Below are 21,658 nucleotides of genomic sequence, written 5' to 3' on the forward strand. Positions count from 1 at the left end.
TCAGGCCTCCGTTGCAGGTTGAGTGAGCCCGGCGGCCACTGCCAGTTGCCACAGGCCGCGCTCGGTCGCTTCCTGCGCCAGGCTGACGTGGGCGAAACCGCAGAGGGCGAGGGCGCGTTGGTAGCGCACGCAAAGCGGGCCGGCGCCTACCAGGATGATGGGGATGTGCCGTGCACTGGCTGGCAAGCCGGCCAGTTCATGGCCGATCAGCAGGCCGGATAAGTAATCGGGCTGCTGCTCAGGGGTGAGTTCGGCGGTCAGGCCAAGGGTGCGCGCACTAAACAAGGTCGACAGCACGCCGCGCTGACCCTCTTTCGACAGCGCCACTTGAACGCCGCGATCAAAAGCCTCGGCCTGGAACTGCGCGGATACCTTCTGCGTACGCCCCAGCAGGCTGTGCTTACTCAGCACCGCGAACAGTTCACCGGTCATGAAGGTATCGAAGTGGGTGATGCAACCTTCCACCACCTCGACCCATTTGGAATGGCTTCCGGGTAGGCCGATCAACAATTCACCACTGGCCGACAGGCTTTGCAGCACACCCAGCACCTGGGTTTCTTCACCGCGCATCACATTGGGCAAACCGACCTGCTCGATCACGCCGGGCACGATATGCACATCGACGCCGCGCAAGCTGCGCACCGTGTGCAACGCCTGGCCCAGGCTGGCGACGTCGACCGGCGTATTGCGATATGCGGCCTCGCTCCAGCCCTGGGCGCTGCCGACCATGCCGCAGGCGATCACTGGAAGATGGGGTTGGGCCTCGAGCCAGTCGCCGCATGCCGCATCAAATGCCAACTCGAAGCCATCGCTGCAGTGCGCACCGGCGATGTCCCGGGGCTCAGAGGGCAAATGCATGATGCCCGACGCCAGCGAGCGCTGTTCCAGCACGACGCCTGCGGGGCCGAGTTTGTAAGCACGAAGGGAGCTGGTCCCCCAATCGAGCGCGATCAATTGCGCCTGCATCGCTTCACCTGAAATGAGTGGGTGCTGAAAAAAGCAGATGGGCGAATATAAACCTACAGCAGACAATATCTCAATATATAAATAACAGTCCCATATATTGGGAGATTGACACGCAAAGTCCTACAACCTTTTAGGGAAGTTGGGATTGCGGTTAAGACAGGGTGGTTAAAAAGCAGACAGGTCCAGTTCGCGCATCGCACCCATCCAGATCGCATAGTCGGTGTGATCTTTCAGGTCATCGCCGGTTTCAGGATGCAGGAACACCACCAACCCATTGCGATGCAGGGCCAGCCACGGGAGCACCACCCCGATGTATTCGGGGTCGAATGCCAGCTGGCAGCTCCAGTCCGGGTGCGGGCCGACGGGGCGTTCATGCACACGCCCCATGCGCAGCGGGAACAGCTTCGCACCGTCCTCGCAAAAGGCCCGCGCCTGGTCGATGGTGCTGGCGTCAAAGTAGACGTGGGCGTGGTAGCCCTTGATACGTTGCATGACGGACTCCGGATCCAATGTGCGCCAAATCCTAGACCGCAATCGACGGCAGGGCCAGCCCGGTCAGCGACTGCGCGCTGCTGGCCTGTTCCGCCACCAGCCAGTCGACGAAACGCTCGACCAACTGCCCCCGCCGCTTGCGCTGGGGCTGCACCACGTAATAGCCGAAGCGCGAGATCACGGTGTCGCTGATCGGCCGGCACAGCCAGTTCTGTTCCAGCAGGTTATCCACCAAATGGCGCCAGCCAATCGCCACACCCTGGCCGGCAATCGCCGCCTGGATCAGCAGGGTGTAGTTGTCAAAGCGCAGTTGGCCAGGGGTGGGCGCGGCAGTGATACCCAGCTCGCGAAACACGCCGCTCCAGTCGAACCACTGGCTGTTGTTTTCCTGGCGCAGGTGCAGCAACGGACAGTCGTGCAAGGTTTGCACAGTCAATGGCTTCGCCTGGTCCTTGAGCCATTGCGGGCTGCACACCGGGAACACTTCCTCGTTGAACAACCACAGGCTGTCGCCCTGCTTGAAACGGCCATCGCCAAACAGCACTGCCACGTCGATGTCGCTGCGCAGTGTCGCGTGGTTGCGCTCGCTGGTCACCAGGCTCACGTCCACCTGGGGGTTGGCGGCGTGGAAGCGATGCAAGCGCGGCATCAGCCAGTAGGCGGCGAAGGCGAAGTCGGTGGCCACTTGCAACACTTCATGCTGGTCCTGCTGGGTGATCACGCTCAAGCCGTGGTTAATGGCTTGCAAACCGCTCTGCACATGTTCGAACAGCAAGGCCCCGGCGTCGGTCAGCTCGATCCCGCGATAGATACGATCAAACAGGCGGATCGCCAACTGTTCTTCCAGGCGCTTGATCTGCTGGCTGATGGCCGGCTGAGTGGTGCCCAGCTCCATCGCCGCAGCGGTAAAGCTGCGATGGCGGGCGGCGGCTTCGAACGCGCGCAGCAAATCGAGGGATACATCGCCGAGGGTTTCATACATAAGCTGTGCTTATCCTAGACATTGCTTTTCATGGGCTTTACCCCATTTTCCATGGGCCGCATGCTCATTCGCATAAACACCGCCTATGGAATGCCGAAGCCCCATGAAGCGCAAGAACATTCTTTTCATCATGGCCGATCAAATGGCCGCGCCGATGCTGCCGTTCTACGGACCTTCCCCGATCAAGCTGCCGAATTTGAGCCGCCTCGCCGAACAGGGCGTGGTGTTCGACGCGGCCTATTGCAACAGCCCGCTGTGTGCACCCTCACGCTTCACCCTGGTCAGCGGCCAACTGCCGAGCAAAATCGGCGCCTACGACAACGCGGCAGATTTCCCCGCCGATGTGCCGACCTATGCCCACTACCTGCGGCGCCTCGGTTATCGCACCGCGCTGTCGGGCAAGATGCACTTCTGCGGCCCGGACCAACTGCACGGCTATGAAGAACGCCTGACCAGTGACATCTACCCCGCCGACTATGGCTGGGCAGTCAACTGGGATGAGCCGGACGTACGCCCCACCTGGTACCACAACATGTCCTCGGTGCTGCAAGCCGGCCCGTGTGTGCGCACCAACCAGCTGGATTTCGACGAAGAGGTGGTGTTCAAGGCCCAGCAGTATCTGTTCGACCACATCCGCGAAGACGGCGACCAGCCGTTCTGCCTGACCGTGTCGATGACCCATCCCCACGACCCGTACACCATTCCCAAGCCGTTCTGGGACCTGTACGACGACAACGACATCCCTTTGCCTGCAACGCCGAACCAGGCAGATCTCGACCCGCATTCCCAGCGTCTGCTCAAGGTCTATGACCTGTGGGACAAGCCGCTGCCTGTGGATAAAATTCGCGACGCCCGCCGCGCCTACTTCGGCGCGTGCAGCTACATCGACAGCAATGTCGGCAAGCTGCTGCAAACCCTGGAAGACACCGGCCTGGCCGACGACACCATCATCGTTTTCTCCGGCGACCACGGCGACATGCTCGGTGAGCGCGGCCTCTGGTACAAAATGCACTGGTTTGAAATGGCCGCCCGCGTGCCGCTGCTGGTCATCGCGCCGGGACAATTTGCGCCGGGCCGCGTGACCCAGGCCGTGTCCACCGCCGACCTGCTGCCCACCCTGGTGGAACTGGCCGGCGGCGAGCTGGACCCGCGCCTGCCACTGGACGGTCGCTCGCTGGTCCCGCACTTGCAGGGGCAGGGCGGGCATGACGAAGTCTTTGGCGAATACATGGCCGAAGGCACCATCAGCCCATTGATGATGATTCGCCGGGGCGCGTACAAATTCATCTACAGCGAAGACGACCCTTGTCTACTGTTCGATGTGCACAACGACCCGCACGAGCGGGAAGATCTCAGCCAGTCACCGGAACACCGGCCACTGTTCGAGGCGTTTTTGAATGAAGCGCGGGCCAAATGGGACATCCCGGCGATCCACCAGCAGGTGCTCGCCAGCCAACGCCGTCGTCGCCTGGTGTTCGAGGCGCTGACCGAAGGCAAGCTGAAGAGCTGGGATCACCAGCCACTGGTGGACGCCAGTCAGCAATACATGCGCAACCATATCGACCTCGACGACCTGGAGCGCAAGGCACGTTATCCACAACCCTGCCAAAACCAATAACACTGAGGGAAGGCCATGCAAAAGTTAACTGCGGTAGTGGGCATGTTAGTGCTGAGTAGCGCCAATGCGTATGCGGACACCAGCTGTGACACGGTAAAGATGGCCGACCCAGGCTGGAGCGATATCGCCGCCACCAATGCCATTACCGGTTTTCTGCTGAACGGCATGGGCTACAAGGCCAAGGTCGACACCCTGGCGGTGCCGATTACCTTTGGCGGGCTCAAGGACGGCCAGGTGGATGTGTTCCTGGGTAATTGGATGCCGGCGCAGCAGGGCTTCTACGACAAGTTCGTGGCCAACGGCGATGTGGTGCAACTGGCGAAGAACCTCGACGGCACCGAGTTCACCCTCGCCGTGCCGGATTATGTCTGGGATGCCGGGGTGCATGACTTTGCCGACTTGAACAAATTTGCCGACAAGTTCGACAAGAAGATCTACGGCATCGGCTCGGGCGCGCCGGCGAATATCTCGCTGCAGGAGATCATCAAGAAGAATGACTTCGACCTCGGCCAGTGGAAGCTGATCGAGTCGAGTGAACAGGCGATGCTGGCGGAAGTCTCACGGGCGGTGAAGAAGCAGAAGTTCGTGACCTTCCTCGGCTGGACACCACACCCGATGAACGTGCAGTTGAAAATGCACTACCTCAAAGGCGGCGAGAAATACTTCGGTGACACCGGCAGCGTGTATACCTTGACCCGCAAGGGTTATGCACAGGCCTGCCCCAACGTAGGCAAACTGCTGACCAACCTGAGTTTTACCCAGGAGATGGAGAACAGCATCATGGCTGAGGTGGTCAATAAAAAGGTCAGCAATGCCGAAGCGGCGAAGGCGTGGATCAAGGCGAACCCGGCGGTGCTGGATAAATGGTTGGACGGTGTGAAAACCGTGGATGGCAAGGACGCGTTGCCGGCAGTAAAGGCCAAACTCTAGGACCTTGCGCTATTCCAATGTGGGAGGGGGCTTGCTCCCGATAGCGGAGTGCCAGTCAGAGAGATTTAGACGGGTCCACCTATATCGGGAGCAAGCCCCCTCCCACAAGGACCAGTGTGTACTGATACCCTGAGTCAAACCTTTTCAGCCGAGTTATAAATGCCCCGGCCCAACCGCCATACACTCTTCCCCTTCCTCAGCTGGCTCCCGCGTCAAACCCGAGCCACTGTGGGCCGGGACGCGCTGGTCGGCCTCAGCGGCGCCGTGCTCGCGCTGCCCCAATCGATTGCCTACGCGCTGATCGCCGGTCTTCCACCGGAGTACGGTCTGTACGCCGCCATCATCCCGGTGCTGATCGCGTGCCTGTGGGGTTCATCCTGGCACCTGATCTGTGGCCCCACGGCGGCGATTTCCATCGTGCTCTATGCCAGCGTGAGCCCGTTGGCCGTGCCGGGGTCGCAGGACTACATCACCTTGATCCTGTTGCTCACCTTCCTCGCCGGCGTATTCCAGTGGCTGCTGGGCATGCTGCGCTTTGGCGCACTGGTGAACTTCGTCTCCCATTCGGTGGTGTTGGGTTTCACCTTGGGCGCCGCCGTGGTGATTGCCCTGGGGCAGTTGCCGAACCTGTTGGGGCTGGATTTGCCGAGCCAGGCCACCGCAATCAATAGCCTGCTGGCGCTGATCCACCATGCTGGCGAGTGGGACCACGCGTCCCTTGTCCTGGGGCTCGGGACGTTGCTGGTGGGTGCTTTGCTCAAATATCTCGTGCCTCGCTGGCCAACGCTACTGATCGCACTGACCCTGGGTAGCCTGGCAACGTGGCTATGGCCGTCGATGTTCGGGCATGTGGCGCTGGTCAGTTCGTTCATTGGCAAGCTGCCGCCGTTCAGCCGGTTGCCGCTGGATCTGGACATGATCCTGCGCCTGCTGCCCAGCGCCGTTGCGGTGGGCATGCTGGGGCTGGTGACCAGCCTGTCGATTGCCCGTTCGCTGTCGGCCCGCTCGCAGCAATTACTCGATGCCAATCAGGAAGTCCGCGCGCAGGGTTTATCCAATATCGTCGGCGGATTTTTCTCCGGGTATCTGTCGGCAGGGTCCTTCACCCGCTCCGGCCTCAGCTATGAAGCAGGCGCCTGTTCGCCGCTGGCAGGGGTGTTTTCCGCGTTATGGGTGGCCTTATTTGCGCTGTTTGGCGCCGCATTGATCGCGCATATTCCGATCCCGAGCATGGCCGCCAGCATCTTGCTGATTTCCTGGGGCCTGGTGGATCGGCGGGGTATTCGTGCGTTGTTCCGCGTGAGCCGCGCAGAGTTCGTGGTGATGAGCCTGACCTGCATCGCCACCTTGCTGCTGGAGTTGCAAACAGCGATCTATGCAGGCGTGTTGGCGTCGTTGTTTTTCTACCTCAAGCGCACGTCACAGCCACGGGTGCAGCAATGGCGTGATGGGGAAGAAGATGTGTTGCGCGTCGGTGGGTCGATCTTCTTTGGCGCCAGCCATTACCTGCAAGTACGCCTGCAAAGCTTGCAGGGTGAGCGGGTGGTGATCGAGGCACAGCAGATCAACTTTATCGACTATTCCGGGGTGGAGATGCTGCACCAGGAGGCGCGTCGTTTAAGAGGGCTGGGGCGTAGCCTGACATTGCGCCGCGCCAGGCCGCAAGTCGTCGAGGAGTTGAGAAAACTCGAGGGGGCCGACAACTGCCCCATTCATTTCGAAGACTGAATACCCCCCCACATTTTGTTTAGTGTCAGGCCAACTGGCGGCGCAGTTCAGCCAACACCGGCGCCGAATCCGGGCGCACACCGCGCCACAGGAAGAACGCTTCGGCCGCTTGCTCCACCAGCATGCCCAGGCCATCCATCGCCACGGCAGCGCCTTGTTCAGCGGCCCAACGGCAGAACGCAGTCGGTTCCTTGGCGTACATCATGTCGTAGCAAAACGTCTTGCCCGGTTCGATCAGGCTGCCGGCAATCGGCGGTACATCCCCTGACAGGCTGGCGGACGTGGCATTGATGATCACGTCCACTGGCTCACGCAGCCAGTCGAAACCACTGGCGGACACCGGTCCCAGGTCGTCGAACAGCTCGGCGAGCAATTCGGCTTTTTCCACGGTGCGGTTGGCGATGATCAACGAAGCGGGCCGTTCAGCCAGCAGCGGCTCCAACGCGCCCCTCACCGCGCCACCCGCGCCCAGCAACAGGATGCGTTTGCCTTGCAGATTCAAGCCGGCATTTACCGTCAGGTCACGCACCAGGCCGGCGCCGTCGGTGTTGTCGCCGAGCAATGTGCCGTCAGCCAGTTTGCTCAAGGTGTTCACCGCCCCGGCGCGCTGGGCGCGTTCGGTGAGGCTGTTGGCCAGGCGGTAGGCGTCTTCCTTGAACGGCACGGTGACGTTGGCGCCTCGGCCCTGTTGAAAAAACTCACGGGCACAGCCGGTGAAATCCTCCAAGGGCGCGAGCAAGGTGCTGTAGTCCAATTGCTCGCCGGTCTGCTCGGCGAACATACGGTGAATCAGCGGCGACTTGCTGTGGCCGATGGGGTTGCCGAACACCACATAACGATCCATCAGACAGCCGCCTTGGGCGCGGCGACGCCCAGCCAGTCGCGGTCTTGCAGGAAGTAGTCGGTGAGACGCGCTTCTTCGCTGCCGGCCTCGGCTTTCCAGTCGTAGCTCCAGCGCACTTGGGGCGGCAGCGACATCAGGATCGACTCCGTACGCCCGCCCGATTGCAGGCCGAACAGGGTGCCACGGTCGTAGACCAGGTTGAATTCAACGTAGCGGCCGCGACGGAATTCCTGGAACTGGCGTTGTTGTTCGGTATAAGCGCTGGCTTTGCGGCGCTGCACGATCGGCAGGTAGGCGTCGATGTAGGCGTCGCCGATGGCGCGGATGAAGGCGAAGCAGGTGTCGAAGTCCCATTCGTTCAAGTCATCGAAAAACAGGCCGCCGATGCCACGGGGCTCATTGCGGTGCTTGATGTGGAAGTAGGTGTCGCACCAGGCCTTGTAGCGCGAGTAAACGTCCGGGCCAAACGGCGCGCAGGCCTGCTCGGCCACGCGGTGCCAGTGAATGCAGTCTTCTTCGTTGCCGTAGTAGGGCGTGAGGTCGAAGCCGCCACCGAACCACCAGACCGGCTCTTCGCCTTCTTTTTCGGCGATGAAAAAACGCACGTTGGCGTGGGACGTCGGCACATGTGGGTTGTGCGGATGAATCACCAGCGACACGCCCAGGGCTTCAAAGCCGCGACCGGCCAGCTCGGGGCGATGCGCACTGGCTGACGGTGGGAGGCCACTGCCGAACACGTGGGAAAAGTTAACGCCGCCTTTTTCGATCACCGAACCATTTTCAATCACACGGGTGCGACCGCCACCGCCGGCAGGCCGGGTCCAGGCGTCTTCGATAAAGCGAGTGTCCGTCTCGAAGGTTTCCAGGGCGCTGCAAATGCGGTCTTGCAGGTCAAGCAGGTAGGCCTTTACAGCCTCGGTGCGGGTAGTCATGGCATCACCTTGAATCGGGCAAAGCTACGCGAGGCCATTGGGCGTCGGCGGCAAATGGGCGCACAGGATACCACTGCACCCCGTGTCTCCACAGTTGACGAAGATCAAGCTTAGGAGTCCGATAGGGGGCTACGCGAGTTCGACCCAAGGAGATGTGCAGATGGCCAAACGTATCCAGTTCAGTGCCCATGGCGGCCCCGAAGTACTTGAATATGTGGACTACACCCCGGCAGAGCCGGGCCCGCAGCAGGTTCGAGTGCGTAACGAGGCGATTGGCCTGAACTTCATCGACACCTATTTCCGCAGTGGTCTGTACGCTCCACCTGCCTTACCGTCCGGCCTGGGGGCAGAGGGCGCCGGCGTGGTGGACGCGGTTGGCAGCGAAGTCACTCAATTCAAGGTCGGCGACCGCGTGGCCTACGGCAGTGGCCCACTGGGGGCCTACAGCGAATTGCACGTACTGCCCGCCGCCAACCTGGTGCACCTGCCGGACGACATCAGCTTCGAACAGGCCGCCGGCGCCATGCTCAAGGGCCTGACCGTGCAGTACTTGCTGCGCCAGACCTACGAATTGAAGGGCGGCGAAACCATTCTGTTCCACGCCGCCGCCGGTGGCGTGGGCTCCCTGGCCTGCCAATGGGCCAAGGCCCTGGGTGTGAAATTGATCGGTACCGTGAGCTCGGCAGAGAAAGCCGCCGTGGCCAAATCCCTCGGCGCCTGGGAAACGATCGACTACAGCAAGGAAAACGTCGCACAGCGCGTGCTGGAATTGACCGACGGGAAAAAGGTGCCCGTGGTGTACGACGGCGTCGGTAAAGACACATGGCTGACTTCGCTGGACAGCGTGGCGCCGCGTGGCCTGGTGGTGAGCTTTGGCAACGCCTCCGGTGCAGTGGATGGAGTGAACCTGGGGATACTCGCGGCGAAAGGCTCGCTGTACGTGACACGGCCGACCCTGGCGACCTACGCCAACAATGCGCAGAACCTGCAGGCGATGGCGGACGATCTGTTTTCGATGATCAAGAGCGGCAAGGTGCGCATTGATATCAACCAGCGGTATTCGCTGGCGGAAGCGGCGAAGGCACAGACAGAGCTGTCGGGGCGACGTACCACTGGCTCGACAATTCTGTTGCCTTGAGGGCCTCTTCGGGGGCGGTGCAACGATTCGACTTGCCCCCGATAGGCGCGATGCGGTCTCAGGAAGGCCGCACGACCTCACCCGTTGCCAAATCGCGAATCAGGCTCGGGTTCTTGCGCCCCCCTAGGGCACCACCCAAAACCAGATCCACCTGCCCGCGGAAATACTGCTCCACACGAATCCGCGTGCGCGCCGCCGGCCGGCCCTGGGGGTTGGCTGAGGTGGAAATCAACGGCCCCACCAGCGAGCACAAATCCCGCACCAAAGGATGATCACTTACCCGCACCGCCACCGTGTCATGCACACCGGTGACCCATTCCGGCAACAAACCCTGATGTGGCACCAGCCAGGTATTCGGCCCAGGCCAGGTGCTGGCCATGCGTTCGATCCAGGTATCCGGGAAGTCTTCGAACAGAAAGTCGAACTGGCGAATATTGTCTGCCACCAGGATCAGGCCCTTGTCCACCGAACGGTTCTTGATCGCCAGCAGCCGATCAACTGCCTCTTCGTTCCACGGATCGCAGCCCAGGCCCCAGACCGCTTCGGTTGGATAGGCAATCACCGCGCCTGCGCGAATTTCTCGTGCGGCTTCCAGCACACGCCACCTGTTGACCATTGTTTACTCTCCGGACTAAAGCTCTGGGCAGTTTACCGATCTTCTTTACAAAACCTAGTTCCAAACAGCGGGACGCTATAAAAGCTGGCAGCGCGCAAGCCAGCGCCCGCTTTCGCAGATCACTTGGCCTTCAAGCTCCAACTCCGTGAGGGTCGCCAGCACCTGGGATAACGGCCGTCCGCTGGCAAGCGCCAAGGCTTCACTGGTATGAGGCGCGGCGTGCAACAGCGCCACCAACGGATGGATGACGGGCATCGGCGCCGGACGCGACAATGCCTGCCAGCCACGCAAACCTTCAAGGATATGTTCGATGGTTTCCACCAGCATCGCGCCATCACGGATCAGTTGGTGACAGCCCTTGGCTCCGGGATGATGGATGGAGCCCGGGATCGCATACACCTCGCGGCCCTGTTCGGCCGCGAGCTTGGCGGTGATCAGCGAGCCACTGGCCACACTCGCTTCCACCACCAGCACACCGAGGGACAGACCGCTGATGATGCGGTTGCGCCGAGGAAAGTTGCCCGCCTGGGGCGCGGCGTCCAGCGCGAACTCGGAAACCACGGCGCTGCCTTGGGCAATCATCGCCGCTGCAAGCTGCCGATGGCGCTGTGGATAAAAATTTTCCAGGCCTGTGCCGAGTACGCCAATGGTATGCCCCCCCACATCCAATGCCGCCTGATGCGCTGCACCGTCGATACCTAGCGCAAGACCGCTGGTGATGACAAAACCGGCACTCGCCAAACTGCGCGAAAACGCCGCGGCGGTATCCAGGCCGGGACGGGACGCGCGCCGACTGCCGACCATCGCCAGCTGCGGTTTTTCCAGGATCCCAGGGTCTCCAGCGACGAATAAAAGCGGCGGGGCATCATCGATCTGGGCGAGCAGCGCCGGGTACTCAGGTTGGTCCCACATCAGCAAATGCTGGGCCGGGCGACCCAGCCAAGCCAATGCCTCACTGGCACCATCACGAATTTCATGGCTGCGTCGGGCATCGGCGCTGATGGGCGGCAACCCCAAGGAACGCCAGGCACTGGCAGGGGCACTGATGGCTTTTGACGCACTGCCGAACGCTTCGATCAATAACCGAAAACGCTTCGGGCCTACTTCCGGCAGCCTGTGCAAGCGTAGTCGGGCTTCCAGTTCTGAAGGGGAAACATCACTGCTGTTTATCGGAAACATCTGATCATCCTTGACCGGAACAAGCTGTGGATAACTCTGTTGGTAACTTATTTAGCAGGCTATTTATTGCGCTTGAGGGACAGTCTCGAAACGGTCCGTTATCGCCAGTGCCCGCGAGGCACTGAGTACCAGTCCGTAACTGAGCTTTTCGTAGGTGCGAAACACCAGCAGGGTGCCGGCACGCTCATCGGCAAGCTTCACTTGGGCGCCGGTGAGGATGTCGCGTACGGCGGTGCCGGTTTTGATGACGGCCAGCAACTGGCCTTCGACCAGGCCGTCGCGCCGGCCCTTGTTCAGGGTGACGGCGTCCAACACGCCGACCTGGGTAACGCCCTTGGGTATATCGATGATTTGCCCTTGGATGAAGGGCGAGGGCGGCGGCGCCAGTCTTACCAACTGCACAGGCGGTTCGGTGCGCAGTAAGCGGTCGCCGGGGCGCACTTCCTGGGTGACCCGTTGCACCGCCAGGGTGGTGAGGTCTCCGGCCGTCACAAAGCGCGCGGTACCGATATCGTCGGCGTTGACGCCCAGCAGCTCCTGGGTCTCGGGGTCGTTGTAGACTTTGCCGCGGCGGAAGATCCCATAGGCGGGCGGGGACGCATCCAGCACACCGCGGGCATGCACGCGCTCGCCATTGGCACCCAGCACCCGCCCCGCATCTGCCGCGACGATGTAGGGCGCGTTGTCCAGGTCCAGAGGGCTATCGAGAATACGGTTATGTAACAAAAAACGCTGGATGGCCTGTTGCGTCGCTTGATCCAGGCGCGAGCCGGGCTGTGGAAGCACGGCCAGGGCGAACGGGGCCCACAGCAGCAAGACGAGTAGCGATTTCCTCATGGGGTGAATCTCCTTTATTATGTGCGTTCGCGTGAAATGCCAGAGCCTTCGCGGCTTTCGGGCGTTTCACACCGGCCATGTGGGTCCATCCCACCGCCGATTTGCCTCTACCTCACATGTGCAGCAATTACGCTTATGGCTATTTTGAACATCCTCGAATTCCCCGACTCGCGCCTGCGCACGATCGCCAAACCGGTGGCCGTAGTGGACGACAAGGTTCGTCAGTTGGTCGATGACATGTTTGAAACAATGTATGAAGCCCCGGGTATTGGCCTCGCCGCCACCCAGGTCAACGTGCATCAGCGCGTCGTGGTCATGGACCTGTCGGAAGATCGCAGCGAACCGCGGGTGTACATCAACCCCGAGTTCGAACCGCTGACCGACGAGATGGGCGAATACCAGGAAGGCTGCCTGTCGGTGCCGGAGTTCTACGAAAACGTCGAGCGCCCGCTGCGCGTGAAGATCAAGGCCCTTGACCGCGACGGCAAGCCGTTCGAACTGATCGCCGAAGGCCTGTTGGCCGTGTGTATCCAGCACGAGTGCGACCACCTCAACGGCAAGCTGTTTGTCGATTACCTGTCCACGCTCAAGCGCGACCGGATCAAGAAGAAGCTGGAAAAAAAGCATCGCCAGCAAGCTTGATGCCCTCCTTCCAAAGGCTTGCTGCGGCAAGCCTTTTTCTTTTGTGACTGCTTTTAACCGAGACCTCCCATGACCGAGCCATTGCGCATTGTTTTTGCCGGCACCCCCGAATTCGCCGCCGAACACCTCAGGGCCCTGCTTGCCAGCCCTTATGACATCGTCGCGGTGTACACCCAGCCGGATCGCCCGGCCGGTCGCGGGCAAAAACTGATGCCGAGCCCGGTCAAGCAGTTGGCGCTTGAGCACGACATCCCCGTGCTGCAACCGCCGACCCTGCGCAACGCCGAGGCCCAGGCTGAACTGGCGGCGCTGCAACCGGACTTGCTGGTGGTGGTGGCCTACGGTTTGATCCTGCCCCAGGTCGTGCTGGATATTCCACGCCTGGGTTGCATCAACAGCCACGCCTCATTGCTGCCACGCTGGCGCGGTGCGGCGCCGATCCAACGTGCCGTGGAGGCAGGCGACAGCGAAAGCGGGGTGACGGTGATGCGCATGGAAGCGGGCCTGGACACCGGTCCGATGCTGCTCAAAGTCACCACCCCGATCACGGCTGAAGACACTGGCGGCAGCCTGCATGATCGTCTGGCCGAAATGGGCCCGCCCGCCGTGATCCAGGCCATCGCCGGCCTCGCCGCAGGCACCCTGGAAGGCGAAGTGCAGGACGACAGCCTGGCCACCTACGCCCACAAGCTGAACAAGGACGAAGCCCGCATCGACTGGAGCCGCCCGGCGGTGGAGCTGGAACGCCTGGTGCGTGCCTTCAACCCGTGGCCGATCTGCCACAGCACTCTCAATGGCGAAGCCCTGAAGGTATTGGCCGCAACCCTGGCCGACGGCAAAGGCGCACCCGGTGAAATCATCGGCGCCAGCAAGGACGGCCTGCTGGTCGCTTGCGGCGAACAGGCGCTGTGCCTGACACGTCTGCAATTGCCCGGTGGCAAGGCGCTTAATTTCAGCGATTTGTTCAACAGCCGTCGTGAGAAATTTTCCTTGGGTACGATCCTCGGGGTGGCAGCCCAATGAACCCACGTCTGGCCGCCGCCAAGGCTCTCGCCGCCGTACTCAACGGCAAGGCTTCGTTGAACAGTTCGCTGCCCACCCAGTTGGATAAGGTCGAAGACCGCGATCGCGGTTTCACCCAGGACCTGGCCTTCGGCACCGCCCGCTGGCAACCACGGCTGTCGGCGCTGGCAGCCAAGCTGCTGCAAAAGCCGTTCAAGGCGGCCGATGCTGATGTCGAGGCGCTGCTGCTGGTCGGTCTCTATCAGTTGCTCTACACCCGCGTGCCGGCCCACGCCGCCATCGGTGAAACCGTCGGTTGCGCCGACAAGCTGAAAAAGCCCTGGGCCAAGGCCCTGCTCAACGCCGTACTGCGCCGCGCCCAGCGCGAAAGTGAAGCACTGCTGGCCGAGTTGGAACATGACCCGGTGGTGCGCACCGCTCACCCGCGCTGGCTGCAAAAATCCCTGAAGGCGTTCTGGCCCGAGCAATGGGAAGCCATTTGCGCGGCCAACAATGCGCACCCGCCGATGATCCTGCGGGTCAACCGTCGCCATCACAGCCGTGATGCGTATCTGCAATTGCTGACGAGCGCAGGCATCAACGCCACGCCATGCGTGTACAGCACCGACGGCATTGTGCTGGAAGCGGCCACCGATGTGCGCAGCCTGCCGGGCTTTGCCGAAGGGTGGATCAGTGTGCAGGATGAAGCCGCGCAACTGGCCGCCGACCTGCTCGACCTGGCTCCCGGCCAACGCGTGCTGGACGCCTGCTGTGCTCCGGGCGGTAAGACCTGTCACATCCTCGAAGTTGAAAAGGACCTCGCGGGTGTAGTGGCTGTCGACCTGGAAGCCAAGCGCCTGGTGCGTGTGCGGGAAAACCTCGCGCGCCTGGGCCTCAGCGCCGAGCTGATCGCCGCCGACGGCCGCGACACCGCCACCTGGTGGGACGGCAAACCGTTCCAACGCATCCTGCTCGACGCGCCGTGTTCGGCCACCGGTGTGATCCGCCGTCACCCGGACATCAAGCTCACCCGCCAACCCGACGACATCGCCGCCCTGGCGGTGCTGCAAGGTGAACTGCTCGATGCAATGTGGCCGACCCTCGAAGTCGGCGGCATCCTGCTCTACGCGACCTGCTCCACCTTGCCCACCGAAAACACCGAGGTGATCGAAGCGTTCCTTGCCCGCACCAGCGGCGCACGGGAACTGGACCTCGCCACGGCTGCCGGTATTAAGCAGCCCCATGGTCGCCAGTTACTTGCACAGGAAGGCGGGCATGATGGTTTCTACTACGCCAAACTGATCAAGATCGCCGCCGCGCGCGGCTGAACGGGTTTAAGGGAGTGACCGGATGAAAATCATCATCCTTGGAGCAGGGCAGGTTGGCGGCACACTGGCCGAACATTTGGCCAGCGAAGCCAATGACATCACCGTGGTCGACACCGATGCCGAGCGCCTGCGCAACCTCGGCGACCGCCTGGATATTCGTACGGTACAAGGCCGCGCGTCCTTCCCGACGGTGCTGCGCCAGGCCGGCGCGGACGACGCCGACATGCTGGTGGCCGTCACCAACAGCGACGAGACCAATATGGTCGCCTGCCAGGTCGCCCACACCCTGTTCCACACCCCGACCAAGATCGCCCGGGTGCGTGAAGCCGCCTACCTGACCCGCGCCGGTCTGTTCGATAACGACGCAATCCCGGTCGACGTGCTGATCAGCCCGGAGCAGGTGGTCACCCACTACATCAAGCGCCTGATCGAAATTCCGGGCGCCTTGCAGGTGATCGACTTCGCTGGCGGCAAGGCGCAGTTGGTGGCCGTGAAGGCCTACTACGGTGGGCCGCTGGTGGGTCAGCAACTGCGTCAACTGCGTGAACACATGCCGAATGTGGAAACCCGCGTCGCCGCTATTTTCCGGCGTGACCGGCCGATCCTGCCCCAGGGCGATACGGTGATCGAGGCCGACGACGAAGTGTTTTTTATCGCTGCCAAAGCGAATATTCGCGCAGTCATGAGTGAAATGCGTCGGCTCGATGAGAGCTACAAACGCATCGTTATCGCCGGTGGCGGGCAGATTGGCGAGCGCCTGGCCGAAGCGATCGAGAGTCGCTACCAGGTGAAGATCATCGAGATGAGTCCGGCACGCTGCCGGCATTTGTCCGACACCCTGGACAGCACTGTCGTACTGCAAGGCAGTGCCTCGGACCGCGACCTGCTGATGGAAGAAAACATCGCCGACGCGGATATCTTCCTGGCCCTGACCAACGATGACGAAGCCAACATCATGTCGTCGCTGCTGGCCAAGCGGTTGGGGGCGAAGAAGGTCATGACCATCATCAACAACCCGGCCTATGTCGACCTGATCCAGGGCGGCGATATCGACATCGCCATCAGCCCACAGTTGGCCACCATCGGCACTTTGCTCGCCCACGTGCGTCGTGGCGATATTGTCAGCGTGCACTCCCTGCGCCGGGGGGCGGCGGAGGCCATCGAGGCGATTGCCCACGGTGATTCGAAATCGAGCAAAGTGATCGGCAAGGCCATCCGCGATATCGGCCTGCCACCGGGCACCACCATTGGCGCAATCATTCGTGATGAGGAAGTGATCATCGCCCACGACGACACGGTCATTGCCACGGGGGATCATGTGATCCTGTTCCTGGTGGACAAGAAACATATCCGCGATGTGGAGAAGTTGTTCCACGTGGGATTGAGCTTTTTCTGATCAACCGGAGTGACCGACATGCTCGAATCCCTGGAAAAAATGCTCGCCAAGGGTGTGGATAACTCACTGCTGCGCTTTGGGCTGGGCAAGGGTTATCTGGACCTGAAGGACTACGCCAAGGCGGCGGAGCATTTGCAGAAGTGCGTCGAGTTCGATCCGAAGTATTCGGCGGCGTGGACGTTGTTGGGCAAGGCGCAGTTGGGCCAGGGTGATAACCCCGCAGCGCGACAGGCGTGGGAGAAGGGCGTTGAAGCGGCCCAGGCCCATGGCGACAAGCAGGCCGAGAAAGAGATGACGGTGTTCCTGAAGAAACTCGACCGCCAAAGCTAAGCAGATCGAAAATGTGGGAGGGGACTTGCTCCCGATAGCGGTGGTTCAGTCAAATATGCATTGGCTGACACACTGCTATCGGGAGCAAGCCCCCTCCCACATTTGGTTTTGTATTGGCTCTGGATCAGTACCACCGCTCTTCACCCGGCGGGCGTTTCTTGAAGCGCTTCATGCTCCACATGTACTGGCTCGGGTAGGCGCCGACATAACGCTCCACCACCTTGCTCATCGCCGCGCAGGAGGTGGCGGTGTCGGTGCTGTACATGTCTTCCGGCGCCGCTTCCAGGATCACTTTGTAGCCCGACCCGTCCGGCAGCCGCAGGGCATGCAGGAACACACCGACCGCCTTGTGGCCGGCGAGCATGTTCGGCACGAACTTGCTGGTGAGCGCCTGGGTGGCGAAGAACGGCACGAAGATCCCTGCGGACTCGGCCGGCTCCGGGTCGGCAGGAATCCCCACCTGGCCGCCTTTGCGCACTTCCTTGATCACACTGAGGATGCCTTCCTTGGTGGACGCCGCCACGCGGTTACCCAGTTGTACGCGCTGCTTGCGCAGCAACTCATCCACCGCCTTGAGCTTGGGCGGGCGGTAAAAAATGATCGGTTTGCACTGGCTGCAATAGAAGTGGTTCAACACCTCCCAATTGCCCAGGTGGCTGGTGATGCCGACCACACCTTTGCCCGAGGCCAGGGCTTCGTGCAGCACCTCAAGGCCTTCGACTTCACGCACCAGATCGATGGAGCGCTGGGCTGGCCAGATCCAGGCGCAGGCGCTTTCGGTCAGGGACTTGCCGATGTCCTTCAGGCTCTGGCCGACCAGGCGCTCGCGCGCGGCGGGGTCCATGTCCGGGAAGCATTTTGAGAGGTTGATCCGCACCGTTTCACGGGAGCGGTTGGGGGTTTTCCACATGATCCAGCCGATGGCCGAACCCACGGCTTGCACCGCGCGCCATGGCAGCAGGGCAAACAACCGAAGAGCGCCTACCAGCAAGGCGCCTTTAAACTTTTCCACAGGTCACTCCTGATCGTGTGTGGTGCGCAAAGCCGCCATTCTAACCGGCGTTGGCCAAGTCCGCGTAACGGTCGCAGTCCTGGGTGTGGTCCATGACCATGCCCGAGGCCTGCATGAAGGCGTAACAGATGGTCGGGCCGACAAAGGTGAAGCCGGCTTTCTTGAGTGCTTTGCTCATGGCTTCAGCCTCCGGCGTGATCGCCGGGACTTGGCTACGGTCCTTGAAATGGTTGACCTTGGGCACGCCGCCGACAAACGACCAAAGCAACCCCACCGGGTCCTCCAGCGCCAGCCAGGCCGCAGCGTTGCGCCGGGTGGCGTTGAGCTTGAGGCGGTTACGCACAATGCCTGGATCGAGCATCAGTGCTTCGATCTCAGCGTCGGTCAGCTGTGCCAGACGCAGGGCATCAAAACCAAACAAGACCTTTCGATAATGCTCGCGTTTGCGTAGAACGGTGATCCAGGACAGGCCCGCCTGGAACCCTTCGAGCAAAAGCAACTCGAACAAACCCTGCGCATCGCGCAGCGGCGTTCCCCACTCCTGATCGTGATAAGCCATGTACAGCGGATCTTCAGAACACCAAAAGCAGCGTGGCATAAGGCTCCAGGGGATGGTGGCGCGGCCGAATCGGGTATACTCCCGCTCTTTAAATCGCAGCCCAAGTAACAGGTGAATTTCGTGAGCCAGCCTACGCCAGCCGTGCGTACCTTCCAAGACTTGATCCTCGCCCTCCAGCAATACTGGGCCGAGCAAGGTTGTGTGGTACTTCAGCCCTACGATATGGAAGTAGGCGCCGGCACTTTCCACACCGCTACATTCCTGCGGGCCATCGGTCCGGAAACCTGGAACGCCGCTTACGTGCAGCCCAGTCGTCGACCGACTGACGGCCGCTACGGCGAAAACCCGAACCGTCTGCAGCACTACTATCAGTTCCAGGTCGTGCTGAAGCCGAACCCGGACAACTTCCAGGAACTGTACCTGGGCTCGCTCAAGCACGTGGGCCTCGACCCACTGGTGCACGACATCCGTTTCGTCGAAGACAACTGGGAGTCGCCCACCCTCGGCGCCTGGGGCCTGGGCTGGGAAGTCTGGCTCAATGGCATGGAAGTCACGCAGTTCACTTACTTCCAGCAAGCCGGTGGCATCGAATGCTACCCAGTGACCGGCGAGATCACCTACGGTCTTGAACGCCTGGCCATGTACCTGCAAGGCGTGGATTCGGTCTACGACCTGGTGTGGGCTGACGGCCCGTTCGGCAAAGTGACCTATGGCGATGTGTTCCATCAGAACGAAGTGGAGCAATCGACCTACAACTTCGAACACGCCAACGTCGAGAAGCTGTTCGAACTGTTCGACTTCTATGAAAGCGAAGCCAAGCGCCTGATCGAACTCGACCAGCCGCTGCCGTTGCCAAGCTATGAAATGGTGTTGAAGGCATCCCATACCTTCAACCTGCTGGACGCCCGCCGTGCCATCTCGGTAACCGCGCGTCAGCAATACATCCTGCGTGTACGCACCCTGGCACGTTCCGTCGCCCAAGCCTACCTGCTGGCTCGCGCCAAGCTGGGCTTCCCGATGGCCACCCCGGACCTGCGTGATGAAGTGTTGGCTAAGCTGGAGGCTGCACAATGAGTGCTCAAGATTTCCTGGTTGAACTGGGCACCGAAGAGCTGCCACCCAAGGCACTCAATACCCTGGCCGATGCATTCCTGGCCGGGATCGAAAAAGGCCTGCAGAGCGCCGGCCTGAAGTTTGAAGCGAAAAAAGTCTACGCCGCGCCGCGCCGCCTGGCTGTGTTGCTGACCGCGCTGGAAACCCAGCAGCCGGACCGCAGCATCAACCTCGACGGCCCGCCACGCCAGGCGGCTTTCGACGCCGAAGGCAACCCGACCCAAGCCGCATTGGGCTTCGCCAAGAAGTGTGGCGTCGAGCTGAGCGAGATCGACCAGAGCGGCCCGAAACTGCGTTTCAGCCAGGTCATCGCCGGCAAGCCGACCGCCAGCCTGCTGCCGACCATCGTCGAAGACTCCCTGAATGACCTGCCGATCCCCAAGCGCATGCGCTGGGGCGCGCGCAAGGAAGAGTTCGTACGTCCGACCCAGTGGCTGGTGATGCTGCTCGGTGACCAAGTCATCGACTGCACCATCCTCGCCCAGAAGGCTGGCCGGGATTCCCGTGGTCATCGCTTCCACCATCCAGAAGCCGTACGCATCACATCGCCGGCTAACTATGCCGCCGATCTGCGGGCTGCTTACGTGCTGGCCGATGCCAACGAACGTCGCGAGCTGATCAGCAAGCGCACCGAAGAACTGGCCCGCCTGCAGGAAGGCACCGCCATCGTGCCGCCAAGCCTGCTCGACGAAGTCACCGCGCTGGTTGAATGGCCGGTGCCGCTGGTGTGCTCGTTCGAAGAACGTTTCCTCGAAGTGCCGCAGGAAGCACTGATCACCACCATGCAGGACAACCAGAAGTATTTCTGCCTGCTGGACGTGGACGGTAAGTTGCTGCCGCGCTTTATCACCGTGGCCAACATCGAAAGCAAGGACCCGCAGCAGATCATCGCCGGTAACGAGAAAGTCGTTCGCCCGCGCCTGACTGACGCCGAGTTCTTCTTCAAGCAAGACAAGAAGCAGAAGCTCGAAGACTTCAACCTGCGCCTGCAAAACGTGGTGTTCCAGGAAAAACTCGGCAGCGTCTACGACAAGGCCGTGCGTGTTTCCAAGCTGGCGGCCTACATTGCCCCACGCATTGGCGGTGATGCCGCCTGGGCCGCGCGTGCAGGCTTGCTGTCCAAGTGCGACCTGGCCACCGAGATGGTCGGCGAGTTCCCGGAGATGCAAGGCGTCGCCGGTTACTACTACGCCCTCAACGATGGCGAGCCGAACGATGTCGCCCTGGCGCTGAACGAGCAGTACATGCCGCGCGGTGCCGGTGCTGAACTGCCGACCACCCTGACCGGTGCGGCCGTGGCCATCGCCGACAAGCTGGATACCCTGGTCGGTATCTTCGGTATCGGCATGCTGCCCACCGGTAGCAAAGACCCGTATGCCCTGCGTCGTGCGGCCCTGGGCGTGCTGCGCATCCTGATCGACAAGAAGTTGGACCTCGACCTGACCCAGGCCGTGGTGTTCGCGGTCGGCCAGTTCGGTGGCAAGGTCAAGCAAGCCGGCCTGGCCGAGCAAGTGCTGGAGTTCGTGTTCGACCGCCTGCGTGCGCGTTATGAAGACGAAGGCGTGGACGTTTCCGTCTACCTGTCGGTACGTGCCCTGCAACCGGGTTCGGCGCTGGACTTCGATCAGCGCGTACAAGCCGTACAGGCGTTCCGTAAGTTGCCGGAAGCCGATGCCCTGGCCGCCGTGAACAAGCGAGTGTCGAACCTGCTGAGCAAGGCCGAAGGCCTGGGCAACGCCGATGTCGACCCAGGCCTGTTTGCCGACGCCAAGGAGTTCTCGCTGAACTCGGCCATTGCCAAGGCAGAGAACGCGGTGAAGCCGCTGATCGCCGAACGCAATTACGCCGAAGCCCTGGCACGCCTGGCGACCTTGCGTGAGCCGGTGGATGCGTTCTTCGAAGCGGTGATGATCAATGCCGAAGATGCCGGCGTGCGGAAAAACCGCTACGCCATGCTGGCGCGTCTGCGTGGCTTGTTCGTCAATATCGCTGACATTTCGACGCTGAGCTGACC

Annotated in this window: 21 protein-coding genes; 11 read left to right on the forward strand and 10 right to left on the reverse strand. The window is 61.6% G+C overall.

Annotated features, from left to right (window positions below; translation table 11 throughout):
- The 3 genes from AD670_RS00455 to AD670_RS00465 form a co-directional block, all read right to left on the reverse strand.
- Entirely contained in the window at positions 1–966 is a 966-nt protein-coding gene (locus AD670_RS00455) for a 2-dehydro-3-deoxygalactonokinase (protein ID WP_053127389.1), read from the reverse strand.
- A gap of 165 nt (positions 967–1,131) precedes the next feature.
- Positions 1,132–1,458 (reverse strand): DOPA 4,5-dioxygenase family protein, encoded by a 327-nt coding sequence (locus AD670_RS00460; protein ID WP_053127391.1) that lies wholly within the window; start codon positions 1,456–1,458, stop codon positions 1,132–1,134.
- Positions 1,459–1,489: 31 nt separating this feature from the next.
- Positions 1,490–2,440: a LysR family transcriptional regulator gene (locus tag AD670_RS00465; RefSeq protein WP_053127392.1), complete on the reverse strand. Its 951-nt coding sequence runs from the start codon at positions 2,438–2,440 to the stop codon at positions 1,490–1,492.
- Between the two features lie 103 nt (positions 2,441–2,543).
- On the opposite strand from AD670_RS00465, the gene betC reads away from it, so the two are divergent.
- The 3 genes from betC to AD670_RS00480 all read left to right on the forward strand — a co-directional run bounded on the left by betC (position 2,544) and on the right by AD670_RS00480 (position 6,716).
- Entirely contained in the window at positions 2,544–4,058 is a 1,515-nt protein-coding gene (gene betC, locus AD670_RS00470) for a choline-sulfatase (RefSeq protein WP_053127394.1), read from the forward strand.
- 15 nt (positions 4,059–4,073) lie between these two features.
- The gene (choX, locus tag AD670_RS00475) at positions 4,074–4,988 is read left to right on the forward strand and encodes a choline ABC transporter substrate-binding protein (protein ID WP_053127397.1); all 915 of its coding nucleotides are present in this window, start codon (positions 4,074–4,076) and stop codon (positions 4,986–4,988) included.
- Positions 4,989–5,147: 159 nt separating this feature from the next.
- On the forward strand, positions 5,148–6,716 hold the full coding sequence (locus AD670_RS00480) for a SulP family inorganic anion transporter (protein ID WP_053127399.1): 1,569 nt from the start codon (positions 5,148–5,150) through the stop codon (positions 6,714–6,716).
- Between the two features lie 25 nt (positions 6,717–6,741).
- On the opposite strand, the gene aroE is transcribed toward AD670_RS00480, so the two are convergent.
- Both aroE and hemF read right to left on the reverse strand, forming a co-directional pair.
- Complete coding sequence (aroE, locus tag AD670_RS00485) at positions 6,742–7,560, reverse strand: shikimate dehydrogenase (RefSeq protein WP_053127400.1); 819 nt, start codon at positions 7,558–7,560, stop codon at positions 6,742–6,744.
- Positions 7,560–8,492 (reverse strand): oxygen-dependent coproporphyrinogen oxidase, encoded by a 933-nt coding sequence (hemF, locus tag AD670_RS00490; protein ID WP_053127403.1) that lies wholly within the window; start codon positions 8,490–8,492, stop codon positions 7,560–7,562. The genes aroE and hemF overlap by 1 nt, the downstream gene beginning before the upstream one ends.
- Before the next feature lie 160 nt (positions 8,493–8,652).
- Here hemF and AD670_RS00495 point away from each other — a divergent pair, with 160 nt between their 5' ends.
- A complete protein-coding gene (locus AD670_RS00495) occupies positions 8,653–9,630 on the forward strand; it encodes an NADPH:quinone reductase (RefSeq protein WP_053127405.1) in 978 nt (325 codons plus the stop codon).
- Between the two features lie 58 nt (positions 9,631–9,688).
- Here AD670_RS00495 and AD670_RS00500 read toward each other — a convergent pair whose 3' ends face one another.
- From AD670_RS00500 to AD670_RS00510, 3 genes are all read right to left on the reverse strand, one after another.
- Positions 9,689–10,246 carry an L-threonylcarbamoyladenylate synthase gene (locus tag AD670_RS00500; protein WP_053127407.1) on the reverse strand — a complete coding sequence of 186 codons (558 nt, stop codon included), beginning with the start codon at positions 10,244–10,246 and terminating at the stop codon, positions 9,689–9,691.
- Positions 10,247–10,321: 75 nt separating this feature from the next.
- The gene (dprA, locus tag AD670_RS00505; RefSeq protein ID WP_053127409.1) at positions 10,322–11,425 is read right to left on the reverse strand and encodes a DNA-processing protein DprA; all 1,104 of its coding nucleotides are present in this window, start codon (positions 11,423–11,425) and stop codon (positions 10,322–10,324) included.
- A gap of 63 nt (positions 11,426–11,488) precedes the next feature.
- Positions 11,489–12,262, reverse strand: coding sequence for a hypothetical protein (locus tag AD670_RS00510; RefSeq protein ID WP_053127411.1), 774 nt, complete (start codon positions 12,260–12,262; stop codon positions 11,489–11,491).
- Between the two features lie 135 nt (positions 12,263–12,397).
- Between AD670_RS00510 and def the strand changes: the two genes are divergently transcribed.
- The 5 genes from def to AD670_RS00535 all read left to right on the forward strand — a co-directional run bounded on the left by def (position 12,398) and on the right by AD670_RS00535 (position 16,960).
- Entirely contained in the window at positions 12,398–12,904 is a 507-nt protein-coding gene (def, locus tag AD670_RS00515) for a peptide deformylase (protein ID WP_053127413.1), read from the forward strand.
- 69 nt (positions 12,905–12,973) lie between these two features.
- On the forward strand, positions 12,974–13,927 hold the full coding sequence (gene fmt, locus AD670_RS00520; protein WP_053127416.1) for a methionyl-tRNA formyltransferase: 954 nt from the start codon (positions 12,974–12,976) through the stop codon (positions 13,925–13,927).
- A complete protein-coding gene (gene rsmB / locus AD670_RS00525) occupies positions 13,924–15,234 on the forward strand; it encodes a 16S rRNA (cytosine(967)-C(5))-methyltransferase RsmB (RefSeq protein WP_053127418.1) in 1,311 nt (436 codons plus the stop codon). Before fmt ends, rsmB begins: the two co-directional genes overlap by 4 nt.
- A gap of 22 nt (positions 15,235–15,256) precedes the next feature.
- Positions 15,257–16,630, forward strand: coding sequence for a Trk system potassium transporter TrkA (trkA, locus tag AD670_RS00530; protein WP_027608153.1), 1,374 nt, complete (start codon positions 15,257–15,259; stop codon positions 16,628–16,630).
- Positions 16,631–16,648: 18 nt separating this feature from the next.
- The gene (locus tag AD670_RS00535) at positions 16,649–16,960 is read left to right on the forward strand and encodes a lipopolysaccharide assembly protein LapB (RefSeq protein ID WP_053127420.1); all 312 of its coding nucleotides are present in this window, start codon (positions 16,649–16,651) and stop codon (positions 16,958–16,960) included.
- Between the two features lie 124 nt (positions 16,961–17,084).
- Here the strand turns inward: AD670_RS00535 and AD670_RS00540 are convergent, their stop codons facing one another.
- Complete coding sequence (locus AD670_RS00540; protein WP_053127422.1) at positions 17,085–17,972, reverse strand: lysophospholipid acyltransferase; 888 nt, start codon at positions 17,970–17,972, stop codon at positions 17,085–17,087.
- 40 nt (positions 17,973–18,012) lie between these two features.
- Positions 18,013–18,570, reverse strand: coding sequence for a DNA-3-methyladenine glycosylase I (locus AD670_RS00545; protein WP_053127424.1), 558 nt, complete (start codon positions 18,568–18,570; stop codon positions 18,013–18,015).
- 81 nt (positions 18,571–18,651) lie between these two features.
- On the opposite strand from AD670_RS00545, the gene glyQ reads away from it, so the two are divergent.
- Together glyQ and glyS are read left to right on the forward strand one after the other, a co-directional pair.
- Entirely contained in the window at positions 18,652–19,605 is a 954-nt protein-coding gene (gene glyQ, locus AD670_RS00550) for a glycine--tRNA ligase subunit alpha (RefSeq protein WP_003213601.1), read from the forward strand.
- Positions 19,602–21,656: a glycine--tRNA ligase subunit beta gene (gene glyS / locus AD670_RS00555; protein ID WP_053127426.1), complete on the forward strand. Its 2,055-nt coding sequence runs from the start codon at positions 19,602–19,604 to the stop codon at positions 21,654–21,656. The genes glyQ and glyS overlap by 4 nt, the downstream gene beginning before the upstream one ends.
- The last annotated feature ends 2 nt before the right edge of the window (positions 21,657–21,658 follow it).

The sequence above is a fragment of the Pseudomonas sp. MIACH genome, from assembly GCF_001269925.1.
In the GTDB taxonomy this organism is placed as follows: Bacteria; Pseudomonadota; Gammaproteobacteria; order Pseudomonadales; family Pseudomonadaceae; genus Aquipseudomonas.